General features: G+C 67.6%; 11 protein-coding genes. 3 read left to right on the top strand and 8 right to left on the bottom strand.

What is annotated here, in order from left to right:
• Positions 1-206: 206 nt before the first annotated feature.
• The 5 genes from N4261_RS24295 to N4261_RS24275 all read right to left on the bottom strand — a co-directional run bounded on the left by N4261_RS24295 (position 207) and on the right by N4261_RS24275 (position 8,707).
• On the bottom strand, positions 207-1,184 hold the full coding sequence (locus tag N4261_RS24295) for an AEC family transporter (RefSeq protein WP_261757812.1): 978 nt from the start codon (positions 1,182-1,184) through the stop codon (positions 207-209).
• Entirely contained in the window at positions 1,181-2,005 is an 825-nt protein-coding gene (locus N4261_RS24290) for a hypothetical protein (protein ID WP_261757811.1), read from the bottom strand. The genes N4261_RS24295 and N4261_RS24290 overlap by 4 nt, the downstream gene beginning before the upstream one ends.
• Positions 2,006-2,079: 74 nt before the next feature.
• Positions 2,080-3,915 carry an ATP-binding protein gene (locus N4261_RS24285; protein ID WP_261757810.1) on the bottom strand — a complete coding sequence of 612 codons (1,836 nt, stop codon included), beginning with the start codon at positions 3,913-3,915 and terminating at the stop codon, positions 2,080-2,082.
• A 359-nt stretch (positions 3,916-4,274) separates the two neighbouring features.
• Positions 4,275-5,717 (bottom strand): hypothetical protein, encoded by a 1,443-nt coding sequence (locus tag N4261_RS24280; protein ID WP_261757809.1) that lies wholly within the window; start codon positions 5,715-5,717, stop codon positions 4,275-4,277.
• A 368-nt stretch (positions 5,718-6,085) separates the two neighbouring features.
• A complete protein-coding gene (locus tag N4261_RS24275) occupies positions 6,086-8,707 on the bottom strand; it encodes a DNA topoisomerase III (protein ID WP_261757808.1) in 2,622 nt (873 codons plus the stop codon).
• A gap of 279 nt (positions 8,708-8,986) precedes the next feature.
• Between N4261_RS24275 and N4261_RS24270 the strand changes: the two genes are divergently transcribed.
• The 3 genes from N4261_RS24270 (at position 8,987) to N4261_RS24260 (ending at position 11,161) form a co-directional block, all read left to right on the top strand.
• Positions 8,987-9,421: an SET domain-containing protein gene (locus N4261_RS24270; protein WP_435532093.1), complete on the top strand. Its 435-nt coding sequence runs from the start codon at positions 8,987-8,989 to the stop codon at positions 9,419-9,421.
• Positions 9,422-9,600: 179 nt separating this feature from the next.
• Positions 9,601-10,437, top strand: a complete 837-nt coding sequence (locus N4261_RS24265; RefSeq protein WP_261757807.1) for a biotin--[acetyl-CoA-carboxylase] ligase — start codon at positions 9,601-9,603, stop codon at positions 10,435-10,437.
• 7 nt (positions 10,438-10,444) lie between these two features.
• A complete protein-coding gene (locus tag N4261_RS24260) occupies positions 10,445-11,161 on the top strand; it encodes a hypothetical protein (RefSeq protein ID WP_261757806.1) in 717 nt (238 codons plus the stop codon).
• Between the two features lie 202 nt (positions 11,162-11,363).
• Here N4261_RS24260 and N4261_RS24255 read toward each other — a convergent pair whose 3' ends face one another.
• The 3 genes from N4261_RS24255 to N4261_RS24245 all read right to left on the bottom strand — a co-directional run bounded on the left by N4261_RS24255 (position 11,364) and on the right by N4261_RS24245 (position 15,657).
• Positions 11,364-13,154, bottom strand: a complete 1,791-nt coding sequence (locus N4261_RS24255) for a S8 family peptidase (protein WP_261757805.1) — start codon at positions 13,152-13,154, stop codon at positions 11,364-11,366.
• A 235-nt stretch (positions 13,155-13,389) separates the two neighbouring features.
• Positions 13,390-14,388 carry a type I glyceraldehyde-3-phosphate dehydrogenase gene (gene gap, locus N4261_RS24250; RefSeq protein WP_261757804.1) on the bottom strand — a complete coding sequence of 333 codons (999 nt, stop codon included), beginning with the start codon at positions 14,386-14,388 and terminating at the stop codon, positions 13,390-13,392.
• A gap of 69 nt (positions 14,389-14,457) precedes the next feature.
• Positions 14,458-15,657, bottom strand: coding sequence for a hypothetical protein (locus N4261_RS24245; RefSeq protein WP_261757803.1), 1,200 nt, complete (start codon positions 15,655-15,657; stop codon positions 14,458-14,460).
• Between the last annotated feature and the right edge of the window lie 91 nt (positions 15,658-15,748).

Genomic DNA, 15,748 nt, shown 5'->3' with positions numbered 1-15,748 from the left:
CCTCACCGCGGCGTCCGCTCACAAGTGCGGGAAGCTCAGGGCCCCATCGGTGTCAGGGTCGCCCCTTGATGGCGACCGGACATCGGTCGGACCTCCGCGTCGACCGGCGTCCCGCTTCACACCGGCGTGGCCCGCCACACAACGGAGGCGATTGCCGCCGAATGCTCCAGAACGCCGCGGAACACCGCCGAGCAGCGCCTCGATGCTCAAGCCCAGCGCGACAGCCACACCGGCACGGCCAACCACAGCGGTGCGGTCAGTGCGAACAGCATGGTGGCCACCACCACCGCGCCGGAGGCTTCGCCCTCCAGCGTGCGATAGCGCTGCGCAAACATCATGGCATTGGAGCCGGGCGGGAGCGCCGCCATCATCACGATCACCGACAGGCCCATGCCCGACAGCCCGAACCCCCAGTGCGCGATCACCAGCACCAGGGCCGGCAGGGCCAGCAGCTTGAGCACGATCAGGCTGCTCATCTCCCGCCAGGCCTTGGGCCAGCCGTAATAGGAAAGCGACATGCCGATCAGCACCAGGCACAGCGGCACCACCGCGCTGCCCAGCATCTGCAGCACTTCATCCAGCACCGTGGGCAGGCCCAGGCCGGTCAGGTTCCAGGCAAAGCCGGCCAGCACCGGCAGCACCACCGGATGGATCACCGTGTTGCGGACCGTGACCAGCACCATGCCCCACAAGCTGGCGCCGCTGCGGTGGTGCCGGGCCAGATCGGATTCCACCAGCACGGTGGCGATGGTCAGCAGGGTCAGGGCATGCAGGCTGACGATGGTGATGTGCACCGCCAGGCCGTCTTCGCCGAACACACCGGCCACCAGGGGCACGCCCACCTGCAGCGTGTTGCCGAAGGTCGCGGTGATGCTCCGCACCGCCGGCACGGCCGGGTTGTCCGGATGCCGCGCCCGCTGCCACAGGTAAACGCCGATCAGCATCAGCACCACCGGCACGAAGAAGGCGGCCACCGTCAGCCACGGCAGGGTGGCGAAGTCCACCCGCGCCGTGGTGCGGAACATGAGCGCCGGCACGAACAGGTAGAAGGCCAGGTTGGAAAGGACGCGCGCCGGATCGTTGTCGCCGCCGGCCTTGCCCAGCCAGCGCATGTGTCCGACGAACCAACCCATGCCTGCGGCGATGAAGATCGCCAGCAGCTTGTAGAACAGGACGGCAGTCATGGCCGCGGAGTATGCCGCCGAGGCCGGCCTCTGCCGCGCGCGGCGCGCACAGGTGCATCCGCTCCGGGAGGCGCGGGCTCGGTCCGGGCCGGGCCGCCAGCCCGATAGAGGCTCGCCAACCTGTCCTGCACGCGCAACGAGGCACGGACCGCCTTCACTTCGTCGCTCAGGCCGTGCAGGGCACTGGACAGTTCTTGGACCCTGGCAATGACGGTGTCGATGTCGCGCAGGGTGTCGGCCTGCCGCATCAAGACCAGATGCTTTTCCAGCGACGGGACCCGATGGTGGACCTCGGGGTGGAGTGTCCGCAAGGTGCCTTCCAGCAAGGTCCGATGGATGTTTTCCCGAATCAGGCCGAGGCGCAGTGCGTCTGGAGGCGCCCGGTCGAGCAGCTGGCGAAGCGCCGAGCCGCTGTCGCGGAACAAGGTCACGGCCCGCGCCCGGATCTGAGGGCAGCGATCGCCCTCATGCACATCCGCGATCAGTCTGGAACTGACGACCTGCAATTGCCGCAGATCGGCCATTCGGCGCTGCATCGCGGTTCTCAAGGCCGCCGGAGCGATGCCGTACGCGTGTTCCAGTTCAAGCAGGTGGTCCATGCCTTCGCGCAAGGCTTGTCCACACGCGTCGAGGGTCAGGTCGACCGTCTCGTCGCCGAAGCAGGCGCCCGCCGAGCGCCGGTGAGCGGGCGCCGGATGGGCGTCATCGATCGATCCGGCATTGCTGCAGAGGGCCGACACGGCACGGGGGGCGATGAAGGAGAAGGACATGAGGGGTGCAACCTGGGCAATGGAGAAGCGCGCAGTCTGGACAGCCGTCAACGGACAATCCTTGACGCCCCTCAAAGCCACGCGGCTGACCGAGCACCGATCGCTGTGCTGCGTGCCCCGCAGACTCAGGACGCCAGCGGCAGTTCCAGCGCGAAGCTGAACCGGCTGCCCTGGGTGGGTGCGGTCTCCACCTCGATCTGCCCGCCCATCAGGCGCACCAACTGCTGGCTGATCGCCAGGCCCAGTCCGGTGCCGCCGGCGCGGCGAGACTGGTCGGCCACCTGCTCGAAAGGCTGGAACAGACGCTGCACCTGCTCGGGCTCCATGCCGATGCCGGTGTCGGCCACGGTGAAGCGCAGCACGATGCTGCTCGGACCGTGGGCCACCAGGTCCACGCTCAGACCGACATGGCCCCGGTCGGTGAACTTGACGGCGTTGGACAGCAGATTGAGCAGCACCTGGCGCAGCCGCTGACCATCGGCGCGCACCCGGGTGGGCAATTGGGCATCGAGCTGCACGCCGAAGTTCAGGCCCTTTTCAGCGGCGCGCGGACGCATGGATTCGCTGCACATCTCCAGCAGGCCGCGCAGGTCTAGCGGATTGAGCTGCAGGGTGAGCTTGCCGGCCTCGATGCTGGCGACATCCAGCAAGTCGGTGATCAGCACCAGCAGATGGTCGCCGGACTCGCGGATCAGCCTGACCTTGGATTGCTGAGCCGGGGTCAGGCTGGCGTCCATCTGAAGCAGTTGGGCAAAACCCAGGATGGCATTGAGCGGGGTGCGGAACTCATGGCTCATGGTGGCCAGGAAGCGGCTTTTGGCCTGGTTGGCCGCCTCGGCGCGCTGCTTGGCCTGGGACAGCTCCACCGTGCGCTCGGTCACCAGGTCTTCCAGATGATCCCGGTGCTGGGTCAGTTCCTGCTCGGCCAGCCGGCGTTGGGTGATGTCGCTGACCAGGCCTTCGATCCGCGACGTGCCGCCGTCCTGCACCAGATGCAGGCTGAGCTCGACCCACAGTTCGCGGCCGTCCCGCGTGGTCACCAGCAAGGGCACCTGCTGCAGCAACCGATGGCGCTCCAGGGCGCGGGCGAGCCGGCGGTACTCGTCATGCTCGACCTGCACCATGCGGCCCAGGATCCGCCCTTGGGCTTCTTCCGGCCGCGCCAGTCCCAGCATCTGTGCCAGCGCCTTGTTGACCCGCAGCAGCCGGCCGTGGCCATTGGCCTGGAAGATGCCCTCGGCGGCGTTCTCGAACAGGCTGCGATAGCGCTGCTCGCTGCTGCGCAGACCTTCGGCGAAATCGCGCAGCTTGGCGCTCATGGCATTGAGCTGGTCGGTCAGATCACCGATTTCGTCGGCATGTTCCGGCTCGATGTGGGCGCCCAGCTCCCCGCTGGCGACCCGCTGTGCGAGACCGCGCAGGCGCGAGACCGGCTGTTCCACCAGCCGGCGCACCAGGAAATAGCTGGTGAGCGCGATGGCCAGCAGCACCGTGGCGAGCAGGCTGGCGACCAGGCGGCGGGTTTCGCCCAGGCTCTGGTCGATGTAGGCGCGGGTGAACACGATGTTGGCCCGACCCAGCGCGCCGGCCGGGCCGGGCGACGGGCCGGTGCGGTGGCTGAGCTCGAAGTCGATCTCCAGCGGGCGCACGGCCGGGGTGTCGCGTTCGCGGCGCAGGGTTTCCAGGCCGGGCGCGGTCAGGGAGATGGACTGGACCTCCGGGTCGGCCATCACCGCATCCAGCAATTCGGACAGCGCGGCGCTGTCCAGATTCCAGACCGGTTCGGCAAAGCCGCGGGCGACCAGTTGCGCCATGCGCTCCTGGCGCTCGACCAGCGCCGCGTTGAGCTCCCGCTCATGGCGGTCGACCCAATAAAGCCCGATCAGGCCCACCAGCAGCGTCGCGCTCAGGCTCAGCGCGGCCACCAGCCGCGTCTGGATACTCAGCGTCGATCGACCCATGGCTCCCTGCTTCGTTGGAATGTCTGCGGGCGAGTGTCGCAAAAATGCAGGCGCCGGCCGGTCGGTGTCGGTCGAGCGGGCTCAAGGATTTCACGGATTGCAGCGCGACAGAGACCGCCTCTGCCGGCGCAGCCCCACGTGGTCCGGTGCCCGTACGGGGTGGCGCGATCACGCCGGTCGCAAGGGCGGCTGCGGTGGGTGCTGCGGCCTCACCGCCGCGCGCGAGCGCGGCACCCGATGGCGGCGCGCTTCGGCCGACGATGCCCGGTGCGCCTGCATTTGTCGGAGGTGATCCTTCATCTCCTTCACCGTGACAGACAGCGACACCAGTGGCCGATCCAAGGCGGGCAACTCGCCGGTCAGAAATGCGACGATGCCTGACGGTCCGGATACGTGGCGACGGAGGTCGTTGCGGGCGGACGCTCAGGGAGCGGGTTCGTGCCGCCGGAGGGCTGCAGCGGCGCAGGGCGTGGCTTCACGAGCGATTTCATCGAGATGTGGAGGTACAGGAGTTCCACCAGGTGCCGATGGCAGTCGTTCAGGTTGTCCGCCGCGTTCAACGCGTCGACCGTCTGGCTGAATCGAGTCGCCAAGGGCTGATGGGTATGCCAGTCGCTGCCGCGACCCAGCATCCGAAGGTATAAGTCGCCGCGCGAGACCAGCTCCGCCTGGCAGGTCAGCGCCACGGCAAGCGCTTGGCTGTCTTGGTTCAACAATTGGTCGAGTGCCTTGATCTCTCGATCCAACCGAGCCGTGCATTCTTGCAGCCGAGCGTTCAGCTCCGGCGTGGTGTGCGGTGCGGCGAGCAGTTGTCTGAGCTCGGCTTCGCTGCGCCTCAGCGAATCGAGCCGGACGGACAAGAGCGGCTTGAGCGCTTCATCCTGCTCGAGGACGCGAAAGTACAGCAGTTGAAAGGCCTCTGCGACCTGCTGGGGCGTGGCGGGTGGACGGTCGTCGTTGGCCCGAGAGGGCGCGACCAGGGTCCTCGCCGCGGGCGGGGAGAGACGCGTCGCTCCCGTTGGAGGCGACTTGACCGAGCTGGCCGAGCAGCTCCCGGACGGACCGGCGACCGCAGCGTCATCCGCCAGGTCCGGTGCGGCCACCCGTGCTCGCTTCAGGGACGGCGCCTGCTCGGGGAGCTGCGGCATCTGGAGGCCGCCAGAGCCGGAGGCGGCGGTGCTGGATGAAGGCCATGCCGACGCAGCCACAAGCATCCTCAACAGGCTCCGGGGCGGTGCCGTGCCGGATGTTCCGCGCAGCAGCGCTTCTGCGTTGACCCGATCCACGGCCACGTGGAGGCGGAGCACATCGCGCGCCATGTCGTCCAGGGCCCGCGCCAGGGCCTCGGGTGTCGCGGCCTTGTCGGCGGTCAACCGTAGGCGGTGGTAGTTTTGAGCCTCTTCCCGATCGCGGGCGCTGCCGTTCCACAGCCGGCGCCACAGCGGGCTGGCTTCCGACATCAGTGCCGCTTGTTTCCGAAGCAGCGGTTCCAGCTCGGGCTCCGGCCATCGCAGCAGGCTGTTGATCGCGTTGGTTGCCTGGTGGAAATGCGTGACACGTTGCTCAACGGCCGCTCTGTCGGGTTGCTCCGCCAGGGAATGCACCAGGTGCCGCAAGTCCTCCAGGCGGCCTCGCCACCTATCTCGACACAGCGGCGTGTACCCAGCGCACCGGTCCTCGATGGCGCGCAGCGAGGCTTCCAGTCGCTGCTGCAACGAGACCAGATCGTCGGCAAGGTTCGAGCCCGGCTGAGGGATGAAGCCAGGCGCGACTGAGGCGTCGGTGGTTGTGGGCACATACATGAGGCACTCCAAGGGCGAAGAGAGTGGCTCAGTGACGCCTTGGCGCCGTTGGCTCCACGTTCACCTCGTCGGGTCATCGGGGCCGCAGACGGCTGGGCGGGCGATGTGCAGAGGCGATTTGCAGAGGCGATTTGCAGAGGCGATGCGCAAAGGCGATGCGCAGAGGTGATTTGTTTGGCGGGGCCAGGTGGTGCAGCGATACCGCGTCGCCGGCGCGGAGGACCGATTCGCCGACCGCGTCCCGCCCTGAGGACCGGTTCCGGACGTCTTCCCGTATGGCGCTCGCGATCTTCTCAAGCGCATCCGGTGTCTGCGCGTGCCACGAGGGTCTCCGGTGAATGGGAGACCCTCGTGGCGTCAGCGCGTGCTCAGGACTTCGCGGCAGCGGTCTTCTTCGCCGCGGCCTTCTTGGCGGGGGCGGTCTTGGCGGCGCGCGGTTCGAACTCGAAGATCACCTTGCCTTCCTTCTTGTCGTAGGTGAGGAAGGCCTTGAACTTGCGCCGCGTCTTGTTGGAGACGAAATTCTCCAGCAGGTCGGTCTTGCCGGTGCTCAGCAGCTTGGTCATCTGCGCCGGCTCGATCGGCTGCTGCAGGATGATCTTGCCGCTCTTGAAGTCGCAGGTGACCTGGGCACCGACCGCGTGCTCGCAGACATAGTTGCTGCCGTGGTCGAAGACCCGTCCGTTGCACTTGGGGCAATGGCCCAGGGGCGCCTGGTCGCTGAAGTCCACCGGCTCGCCGGATTCCTCGGCCTTTCGGGCGTCTTCGCCGAAGTCGAATTCCAGCTTCCAGTTGTCGATCTCGGTATCGAACACCAGCGCCAGTTCGGCGGTGAAGGGCCATCCGGCCTTGGAGCGGAATCCTTCCAGGGGCCCCACCTTCTTGTCGCGCAGGAAGGTTTCCACCTCGTTGAGCTCGAAGCTGCGACCGCCCGGGATCTTCGGGATCGAGAAGCCGCATTCGTCGCCTTGACCGGTCTTGCCGACGCAGGTGAAGCGTCGGTAGTTCTCCTTGACCGTGCCGCCGCACTTGGGACAGGGCGTCTTCAGGGTCGCATAGTCGCCCGGGATGGTGTCGCGGTCGTATTCCTTGGCCTTTTGCACCACCCGCTCGGTCATGGCGGCGATCTCGGCCATGAAGGCCTCGCGCTTGAGCCGGCCCTTTTCCATTTCCGACAGCTGGTGTTCCCAGTTGCCGGTCAGTTCCGGCTTGGTCAGTTCCTCGACGCCCAGGCCGCGCAGCAGGGTCATCAGCTGGAAAGCCTTGGCGGTGGGGATCAGCTCCCGGCCCTCGCGCAGCATGTATTTCTCGGCCAGCAGACCTTCGATGATGGCGGCGCGCGTGGCCGGCGTGCCCAGGCCCTTCTCGGCCATGGCCTCGCGCAGCTCATCGTCATCCACCAGCTTGCCGGCGCCTTCCATGGCGGACAGCAGCGTGGCTTCGGTGTAGCGGGCCGGCGGCTTGGTCTGCAGGGCTTTGACGTCGGCGCTTTCGGTGCGCACCACCTCGCCCGGTGCGACCGGGACCAGCATCGCGCCACTGGTGCCAGGCTCGGCATTCTCGTCGGTGGCTTCCTTGCCGTAGACCGCCTGCCAGCCCGGCTTGACCAGCACCTTGCCGTTGGTCTGGAAGCTGTAGGACTTGGCCGCCGTCTTGACGGTCGAGATCCGGGTGGTGACCTGGAATTCGGCCGGCGGGAAGAACACCGCCAGGAAGCGCTTGACGACCATGTCGTAGAGCTTGGCTTCGGCCTCGGTCAGGCTGCGCGGCGGCTGCAGCGTGGGGATGATGGCGAAGTGATCCGACACCTTGGTGTTGTCGAACACCTTCTTGGTGGGCTTGATGTAGCCGTTCTTCAGCGCGGTGCGCGCATGCGGGGCGAGTGCCTGCAGTGGGCCGGGCAGGTCCTCGCTGGCAATCATCTCGGCGGTCTGCTTGGCCACGCTCAGGTAGTCCTCGGGCAGGTAGCGCGAGTCGGTCCGCGGGTAGGTCAGCACCTTGTGCTTTTCATACAGCGCCTGCGCCAGGCCCAGGGTGGTCTTGGCGGAGAAACCGAAGCGCGAGTTGGCCTCCCGCTGCAGCGTGGTCAGGTCATACAGGCCGGGGCTGGCCTGGCTGCTGGGCTTGGACTCTTCGGTGACGGTGGCGGGCTGGGTCAGCACCGCGGCGGCAATGGCGTCGGCCTCGGCCTGGGTCCAGACGCGATCGGCCCGCTTCTCGGGGTCGTCGCTCTTCTTCCATTCGGTGTCGAACCACTTGCCTTCGTACTGGCCGGCCACGGCATCGAAGGTGCCGCGGATTTCCCAGTAGTCGCGGTAGACGTGCTTGCGGATCTTCTCCTCGCGCTCGACCACGATCGACAGCGTGGGCGTCTGCACCCGGCCCACCGTGGTCAGGAAGAAGCCGCCGTCGCGCGAGTTGAAGGCGGTCATCGCGCGGGTGCCGTTGATGCCCACCAGCCAGTCGGCCTCCGAGCGGCAGCGGGCCGCGTCGGCCAGCGGCAGCATCTGCTGATCGGTGCGCAGGCGTTCGAAGCCGTCGCGGATCGCCTGCGGCGTCATCGACTGCAGCCACAGCCGGCTGACCGGCTTGGTGATGGCGGTCTTGGCGCTGCCGGCGTACTGCACGATCAGCCGGAAGATCAGTTCACCTTCGCGGCCCGCGTCACAGGCGTTGATCAGCGAGGTCACATCCTTGCGCTTGATCAGCTTGACCAGCGCATTCAGCCGGCCCTTGCTCTTGTCGATCGGGTTCAGGTCGAAGTGCGGCGGGATCACCGGCAGGTGGGCGAAGCTCCACTTGCCGCGCTTGACGTCGAATTCCTCCGGCGCCTTGATCTCCACCAGATGGCCCACGGCCGAGCTGACGACGTAGTGGTCGTTCTCGAAGTGGTCGTCGTGTTTCTCGAACTTGCCCGACAGCGGAGTCAACGCCTTGACGATGTCCTGTGCCACCGACGGCTTCTCCGCGATCACCAATGCCTTGCTCATTGCGCTTGCTTCTTTCGTCTTCGATCAGTTCGCTCGAACCTGCCGAACGCCTGCCTACAATCCGGCCTCGCGCGCACATACGCGCGCGCACCCATGAATTCAATGTACCGGACTCGCTCCATGCCGCAAAAAAGCCCCGTTTCGAGCCCCCCCGCCGCGAACGACCCCCTTCGCGGGAAGGGAAAGAAGACGGTGGCGCCATTGCCCGGTACATCCGACGAGGGTGAGTCAGCCAGCCCATCCGGTTCCCCGGCCGCTCGCGCCTCCGCCTCCGCCCGCATCCAGGTGCGCGCCTCCGGTGTGCACGGCCGCGGCGTGTATGCCGTGGCCGAGCTCACCGCCGGCGAGCGCCTGATTGAATACCGCGGGGAACGCATCGACTGGGACGAGGCCCTGCGCCGCCATCCGCACGATCCCGCGCAGCCGGACCATACCTTTTTCTTTCACCTGGAGGATGGTCGGGTGATCGATGCGGCGGTCGGCGGCAACAGCGCCCGCTGGATCAACCATGCCTGCGCCCCCAACTGCGAGGCCCGCGAAGCCGACGGCCGGGTGTTCATCCATGCCCTGACCGACATTTCCCCTGGCGAAGAGCTGTTCTACGACTATGGTCTGGTGATCGACGAACGCTACACCGCCAAGTTGAAGAAGCGCTTCGAGTGCCGTTGCGGCAGTCCGAGCTGTCGTGGCACGATGCTCGCGCCCAAGCGCTGAGGATCGGGCGGGCGCATAGCGGACACTGCCATGCGTCAGCGGGAACAACATCGGCACCTCAACGGCACCTCATCGACACCTCAGCGGGATTTGATCGGGAATGGCCTTGGCGTGTCGGACCGCCCACCGCTCCCCGCAATCTCCGACCGGAACGACGACCCAGAACCACCATCGCGGCGATGCAACAAGAACACCAACAATGGGGCGCCGAAGCCCTGTGGCAAGACCTGGAACCCCTCATGCCGGGCCTCAGCATCGAGGTGCTGGCGCGCGTGGAGTCGACCAACGCCGCCCTGATCGACCGGGTGCGCCGCGAGGAGCGAGGTCGCAGCGACGGCCGGCCCTATGGCCGTCGCCAGCATGATCTGCATCCCTGCCTGCTGGTCGCGGAGCACCAGACGCACGGCCGTGGCCGTCAGGGGCGCAGCTGGCACAGCACCGCCGGCGCGTCGCTGACCTTCTCGCTGTCGCTGCCGCTGGAGTCGGCGGATTGGTCCGGTCTGTCGCTCGTGGTGGGGGCGGCCATCGCTGAAGGGCTGGATCCGTCGGGCGAACGCCTGCGGCTCAAGTGGCCCAACGATCTCTGGCTGGATGACCGCAAGCTCGGCGGCATCCTGATCGAAACCGTGCCCGCCGGCAGCCAGCGCATGGCGGTGATCGGCGTCGGACTGAACATTTCCGATGACGCGCGTGTCCCCGATTCGCAGCTCACGACCGGTTTCGCCGCGCTGAATGAGTTCATCCCCGGCGTCACGCCGCCGCAGGCCCTGACGCGCCTGGCACCCACGCTGGTGACGGCCCTGTCGGCGTTCTCGACCGAAGGCTTCGCGGCCTGGCGCGAGCGCTTTGCCCGCCGCGACCTGCTGCTGGGCCGTCCGGTGACCGCCGGCACGCTCGAGGGCGTGGCCGACGGCGTCAACGAGCGGGGCGAGCTGCTGGTGCGCACGCCGCAGGGCATCCAGGTGGTCAGCGGTGGCGAGGTCAGCGTGCGCCTGGCCGGCCCGGTGCAGGAGTAAGCCGCCGATGCTGCGCGCCCTGGTTGTTCTGCTGTTCGTTGCCAACGTCCTGGCCCTGGCCTGGCACCAGGGGTGGATCGCCCCCGGTGCGGCGCCGGTCTCGCGCCTGAGCCTGCAGGTGCATCCTGAGAAGATGAAGCTGCTGGGCCAGCAGGCGGTCACCCAATTGGCCACCCAAGCCTGCGTGGACATCGGCCCGCTGGACGGCGAGGAGGCATTGCGCAAGGCCACCGCTGCGCTGACCAAGGCGGGGCTGTCCAACTCGGCCTGGCAGGCGCAGACGGCGACTGTCGGTGGAAGTTGGGCGCTCGCCACGATCAAGATGCCCAGCAAGGATTTCCAGGCCCGCAAGGAAGAGACCTACCGCAGCGCCCGGATCGCGTTCGAGCCGCTCGTCGGCCTGCCCGATGAGCAACCCACGCTGGTGCTGAGCCGGCACGACAGCGAAGCCGCCGCCCAAGCGGCGCTCGACGGCATGACGCGGCGGAACTACAAGGGGCTGCGCGTCCTGGCGCTGCAGGCACCGCGCCAGCAGACCACGCTGCGGCTGCCGAACATCGACGGGCTGCAGCTCTCGAAGCTGGACGCGATTGCCAATCCACCCTGGGGTGGCGCGCGCAACAGCTGCGAGGTCGCCACGGCGGCGGGCGCCTCGGCGCCGGCCAGTGCCCCCGCTTCCGGCGCAGCAGGCGCCAGCACGGCGGCCAAGGCCGCGTCACGCTGATCCCTTCGCGCTGAAGCCTGACGGGCAGCAGATGAGGCGCTGCACAGGATGATGCCCCGCGGATCTACTCGTGGGCAAAGACATGGAAAAAGGGCTGACAGCCTGAAAGCTGTCAGCCCTTTCTTGTTGGCCGGTTGTCTCGATGACGGGGGCGTTTCCGCCGCTTTCCTTCTGCTAGCCGGCGTTGCTGACGCCTGATCGGTCAGCGGCGGCGGCCGATCCTGGCCGGCACGCGGCGCGAAGGCCAGCGCAGCAGCAGGGCGGCCGACGCCAGTGCGGCCAGCCACAGCACGCTCATCGCGCCGCCGCCACCGCCACCGCTGGAGGAGGTGGGCGTGTCGGTGGTGGGTGTGGTGGGTGCCGGGGTTGGTGTCGGCGTCGGCGTGGGTGTGGTCGTGAGGGAGGCCTGTACGGCGCGGACAGCGGCGTTGGCGTCCAGCATGCCGGCGCCGCAGGTGGTGGTGGTGCAGGCGCATTCCAACTGAGGGGATGCGCTGTTGCCGGCCACGCATTGCGCCACACCCGACGGGGCCGCCGGGAAGGCGCGGGCCGAGCTCGTCAGGAAACTCTTCAGTTGGGCGGGCGTGAGGCTCGGCTTGATGGCGAACATCAGCGCGGCAGTGGCGCTCACCAGCGGCGTCGAGAAACTGGTGCCGACGCCGGAGTAGTTGTAGGTGTTGTCAGCGGCGACCGGTCCCTTGGTGCCGCTGTTGCTGGTCGACAGCATCGGATAGAGGCAGGCGCCGGTCTCGTTGACGCAGTTGCCCCCGGGGGCGCTGATGCTCACCTGCGGTCCGAGGTTGGAGAAGCCGACCTTGGTGCCCGCATGGCGCAGGCCCGCGACGCCAATCACATTGGCGCAGTTGGCCGGTGTGCCCACGGCGATGCCGCCGCCTTGGGAGGATCCCGCGGCTTCCACGCCGTTGCCCGCCGCGGCCACCACCACGGCCCCCGCTTCGACGACGGCATTGACGGCCGATTGGTAACCGGACGAGCAGGCTCCGTCGCTGCCCAGGCTCAGGTTGATGACCTTGGCCGCATTGGTGTTGAGCGGGAGACCCGGTACGTACAGGCCCGCAGCCCAGCGCATGCCGGCTTCGATGTCCGACTGCCAGCCGCCGCACTTGCCCAGCACCCGAACTGGCAGGACCTTGGCGCCATAGGCCAGGCCGGCCATGCCCAGGCCGTTGTTGGTGGAGGCGGCGATCAGGCCCGCCACGCGGGTGCCGTGCCAGGAGCTGCTGGCGATGTCTGCGCTGGTGCAGGAGGTGCCCAGCGAGCCGCTGTTGATGTCGGCCTGATCGACCCAGTCGCCGGGATCGCTCGGGTCGCTGTCGGCGCCCGTGCCGTCATTGGCGGTTGCGGTGGCGGAGGAACCTGGGCTGGTGAGGCCGATCAGGTCGTACCCCGGCAAGAACTGGCCGGCCAGGTCCGGATGGTCCAGCCGGGCGCCGGTGTCCAGCACCGCGACCACGACGCCGGTGCCGGTCGAGATGTCCCAGGCCAGCGGCGCATTGACCGGGGAAATCAGGGTGCTGTCGGGCGCCTTGAGGTACCACTGACCGGCATCCACACCGCCGCCGGTCGCCGTGGTGTACAGCGGGTCATTCGGCACGGCGTAGTGACGCCACCAGCGGTCGACTTCCACCGATTCCACTTCGCTGTCCGCCGCCAGCCGTTGGGCCAGTTGCTTGGAGCTCAGACCGCGGGCGGTGAAGACGTGAGTGCGGGTGTCCAGGCTCAGTCGCGCGGTCAAGCCGGCGTTGTGCCGCAGGCCCAGCACGGTGGCGCGGGTCTGGGCGACATCGCGGGCCTCATAGATCGTGGCGCGCGCGGCCAGGGGCTTGGCCTTCACCGAGCCGGCCTCTGTCTTGAATCGAACGATCACTCGGGCGTAGTCCGCCTGGTTGTCGGGACTGGCGACGGGGGTCGCCGCCAGCGCCGAGCCGGTGAGGGCCAGGGCAGACACGGAAAGCAGCAAACGGAGAGACATCAGAGCGGCTCCAGGGAACGCGTGGGTCTGCTCAGTTTAGGTCGGTCGATTGACAAAAATTGCTACGGATTTGACACAACTGGCGAAGGCGCGAAAAAAAGCCCCGCTCTGGCGGGGCTTTGGAGATCCGTATCTGTGCAATTTGTCACATTTGACATTTCGCGAGCCTGCCGCCGTGCGATCCCGTCGACACGGCGGCGGGTCGCCACCGTGCATCGCACCGGCGGCGCGCGCCTTACTGCGCGACGACCTTGACCATCTCCAGCACCTTGTTGGAGTAGCCCCACTCGTTGTCATACCAGGACACCAGCTTGACGAAGGTGCCGTCCAGGGCGATGCCGGCGTCGGCGTCGAAGATCGAGGTGCGCGGGTCGCCGCGGAAGTCGGTGGCCACCACCTTCTCCTCGGTGTAGCCCAGCACGCCCTTCAGGGCGCCTTCGCTCTGGGCCTTCATTTCGGCGCAGATGTCCTTGTAGCTGGCTTCATTGTTCAGCTCGACCGTCAGGTCGACCACCGACACGTCGGAGGTCGGCACGCGGAAGGACATGCCGGTGAGCTTCTTGTTGAGCTCGGGGATCACCACGCCGACCGCCTTGGCTGCGCCGGTGCTGCTGGGGATGATGTTCTCCAGGATGCCGCGGCCACCGCGCCAGTCCTTGTTGGACGGGCCGTCCACCGTCTTCTGGGTGGCGGTGGTGGCATGCACCGTGGTCATCAAACCGCGCTTGATGCCCCACTTGTCGTTGAGCACCTTGGCCAGCGGGGCCAGGCAGTTGGTCGTGCAACTGGCGTTGGAGATGATGGCCTGGCCGGCGTAGGTCTTGTGGTTGACGCCGTAGACGAACATCGGGGTGTCGTCCTTGGACGGGGCCGACATGATCACCTTCTTGGCGCCCGCGGCCAGATGCTTCTCGCCGGTTTCCTTGGTCAGGAACAGGCCGGTGGCTTCCACCACGATGTCGGCGCCGACTTCGTTCCACTTCAGCTCGGCCGGGTCCTTGACCTGGGTCAGGCGGATGCGCTGGCCGTTGACGATCAGGGTGTTGCCGTCCACCGCCACTTCGCCGTCGAAGCGGCCATGCACGCTGTCATGCTTGAGCATGTAGGCCAGGTAGTCGGGTTCCAGCAGGTCGTTGATGCCGACGATCTGGATGTCCTTGAAGTTCGCGACGGCGGCGCGGAACACCATGCGGCCGATGCGACCGAAACCGTTGATGCCGATCTTGATGGTCATGAGGAAGTCTCCTGGAGTGAAGTGAAAAGAGAGTGGCCTGCGATCGCCGTCGGCGCTGGACCCGGCGCGTCAGCCCGGCGCGGACGCCGCGCTGAGCGCGGCGGGCGGCGAGGCGTCGGCGGGATCCAGCGTCATCGAGCCGCAGGGCACGGTGATCTGCAGGGTCGAACTGAACAGGTCGTTGGCCTGGCGCTCGGTGAGGTCGAGCTTGCGCTCGCGCAGCCAGCGCAGGAAGGCGATGCGATTGGGGTCGACCGGCCGGCCGGCGCTGACCTCGCTGGGCAACGCGGCACCGTAATAGCGGTAGTTGACCTTGAACGGGCAGTGCATGGTGTCGAAGTCGAAATCCGCCTTCAGCGTCTCCGGCTTTTCGGTCATGCGAAGGAATTCGACCAGCGTGAAGCTGTCCTGCTTGAGCGCATAACGGGCCTTGCCGTGAGGCCGCATGGTGAGCACCTGCTGCACCACCTGGGCCGGCTCACCCGCCTTGCGGCACGGCATCCGATAGCCCCGCACCCAGGTCAGCATCTGGTCCTGCACCAACGCATCGGCGTTGCTGTAGAGCACCTTGAGCTCGGGCGGCTGGTTGCCGTCGCCGGCGAAGGTCATGGCCAGCACGACGTGCTGCGGCTCGTTGCCGAGCCCGAACGCGCGCACCGTCAGGTCTTCGGCGGGACGTACCGGGCACAGCCGTTGGCGGGCAGCGGTGGCGGCCATCGGCTCGGGCAGCGGTTCGGCGCTCGAGTTGTTGAAGCGGAACTCCTGGACCGCTTCGACCGCACCGTCCTCCGGCGTCAGGCAGGGCAGCCGATAGCCGGCGACGTAATGCCGAACGATGTCTTGCATGTTCTCGCGCGCGGTGTTGGCCAGCACTTCCACCGTCGGTGGGGCATCGGGCTTGTCGAAGCGCAGCTTGAGTCGCATCAACCCCCCGGTGCGGTCGTAGCGACTTCGCTGGGGATAGGACGGGGCCCGCTCGGGCCGTTGCAGGCAGCTCAGCGATTGCGCGGGGGACGCGGGCGTGATGTCGGTCGGTGCGGCCGTCTGCGCCTGCGCGGTGCCGGCGGCCAGCCAGAGCGTGGCCCAGGCCGCCAGTGCTTTCAGCGCCGTCAGCGCGTACTGGGCCGACTTCGCCTTCCCCTTCGGCTTCCCTGCCGTCGTTGCCCATCGGGCGGGTAGGCTGCGTGCACTGGCTCGGTGGCCGCCACGGCGGGGCGATGTGGAGAGAGGCGCCACTCCCGGGGCATGTCGCTGGAGATCGAAGTTCATCGTGGTCTTGATGGACGTTGGGACCTGGACGGAGGGAGGTGTGGCGTTGGAGGTGTTGAGGACGGTGACGGCCTGGACGCCGTCGAAACCG

Origin of the sequence: Roseateles amylovorans, from assembly GCF_025398155.2 — a bacterium.
In the GTDB taxonomy this organism is placed as follows: Bacteria; Pseudomonadota; Gammaproteobacteria; order Burkholderiales; family Burkholderiaceae_C; genus Roseateles; species Roseateles amylovorans.
Note: the sequence above shows the minus strand (reverse complement) of the source record. Positions and strands in the feature narration are given on the sequence as shown.

Bases quoted from the DNA above. Each gene is read 5' to 3' on its own strand.
- N4261_RS24295 (WP_261757812.1), bottom strand. From the start codon at position 1,184: ATGACTGCCGTCCTGTTCTACAAGCTGCTGGCGATCTTCATCGCCGCA.
- N4261_RS24285 (WP_261757810.1), bottom strand. From the start codon at position 3,915: ATGGGTCGATCGACGCTGAGTATCCAGACGCGGCTGGTGGCCGCGCTG.
- N4261_RS24280 (WP_261757809.1), bottom strand. From the start codon at position 5,717: ATGTATGTGCCCACAACCACCGACGCCTCAGTCGCGCCTGGCTTCATC.
- N4261_RS24275 (WP_261757808.1), bottom strand. From the start codon at position 8,707: ATGAGCAAGGCATTGGTGATCGCGGAGAAGCCGTCGGTGGCACAGGAC.
- N4261_RS24265 (WP_261757807.1), top strand. From the start codon at position 9,601: ATGCAACAAGAACACCAACAATGGGGCGCCGAAGCCCTGTGGCAAGAC.
- N4261_RS24260 (WP_261757806.1), top strand. From the start codon at position 10,445: ATGCTGCGCGCCCTGGTTGTTCTGCTGTTCGTTGCCAACGTCCTGGCC.
- N4261_RS24255 (WP_261757805.1), bottom strand. From the start codon at position 13,154: ATGTCTCTCCGTTTGCTGCTTTCCGTGTCTGCCCTGGCCCTCACCGGC.
- gap (WP_261757804.1), bottom strand. From the start codon at position 14,388: ATGACCATCAAGATCGGCATCAACGGTTTCGGTCGCATCGGCCGCATG.
- N4261_RS24245 (WP_261757803.1), bottom strand. From the start codon at position 15,657: ATGAACTTCGATCTCCAGCGACATGCCCCGGGAGTGGCGCCTCTCTCC.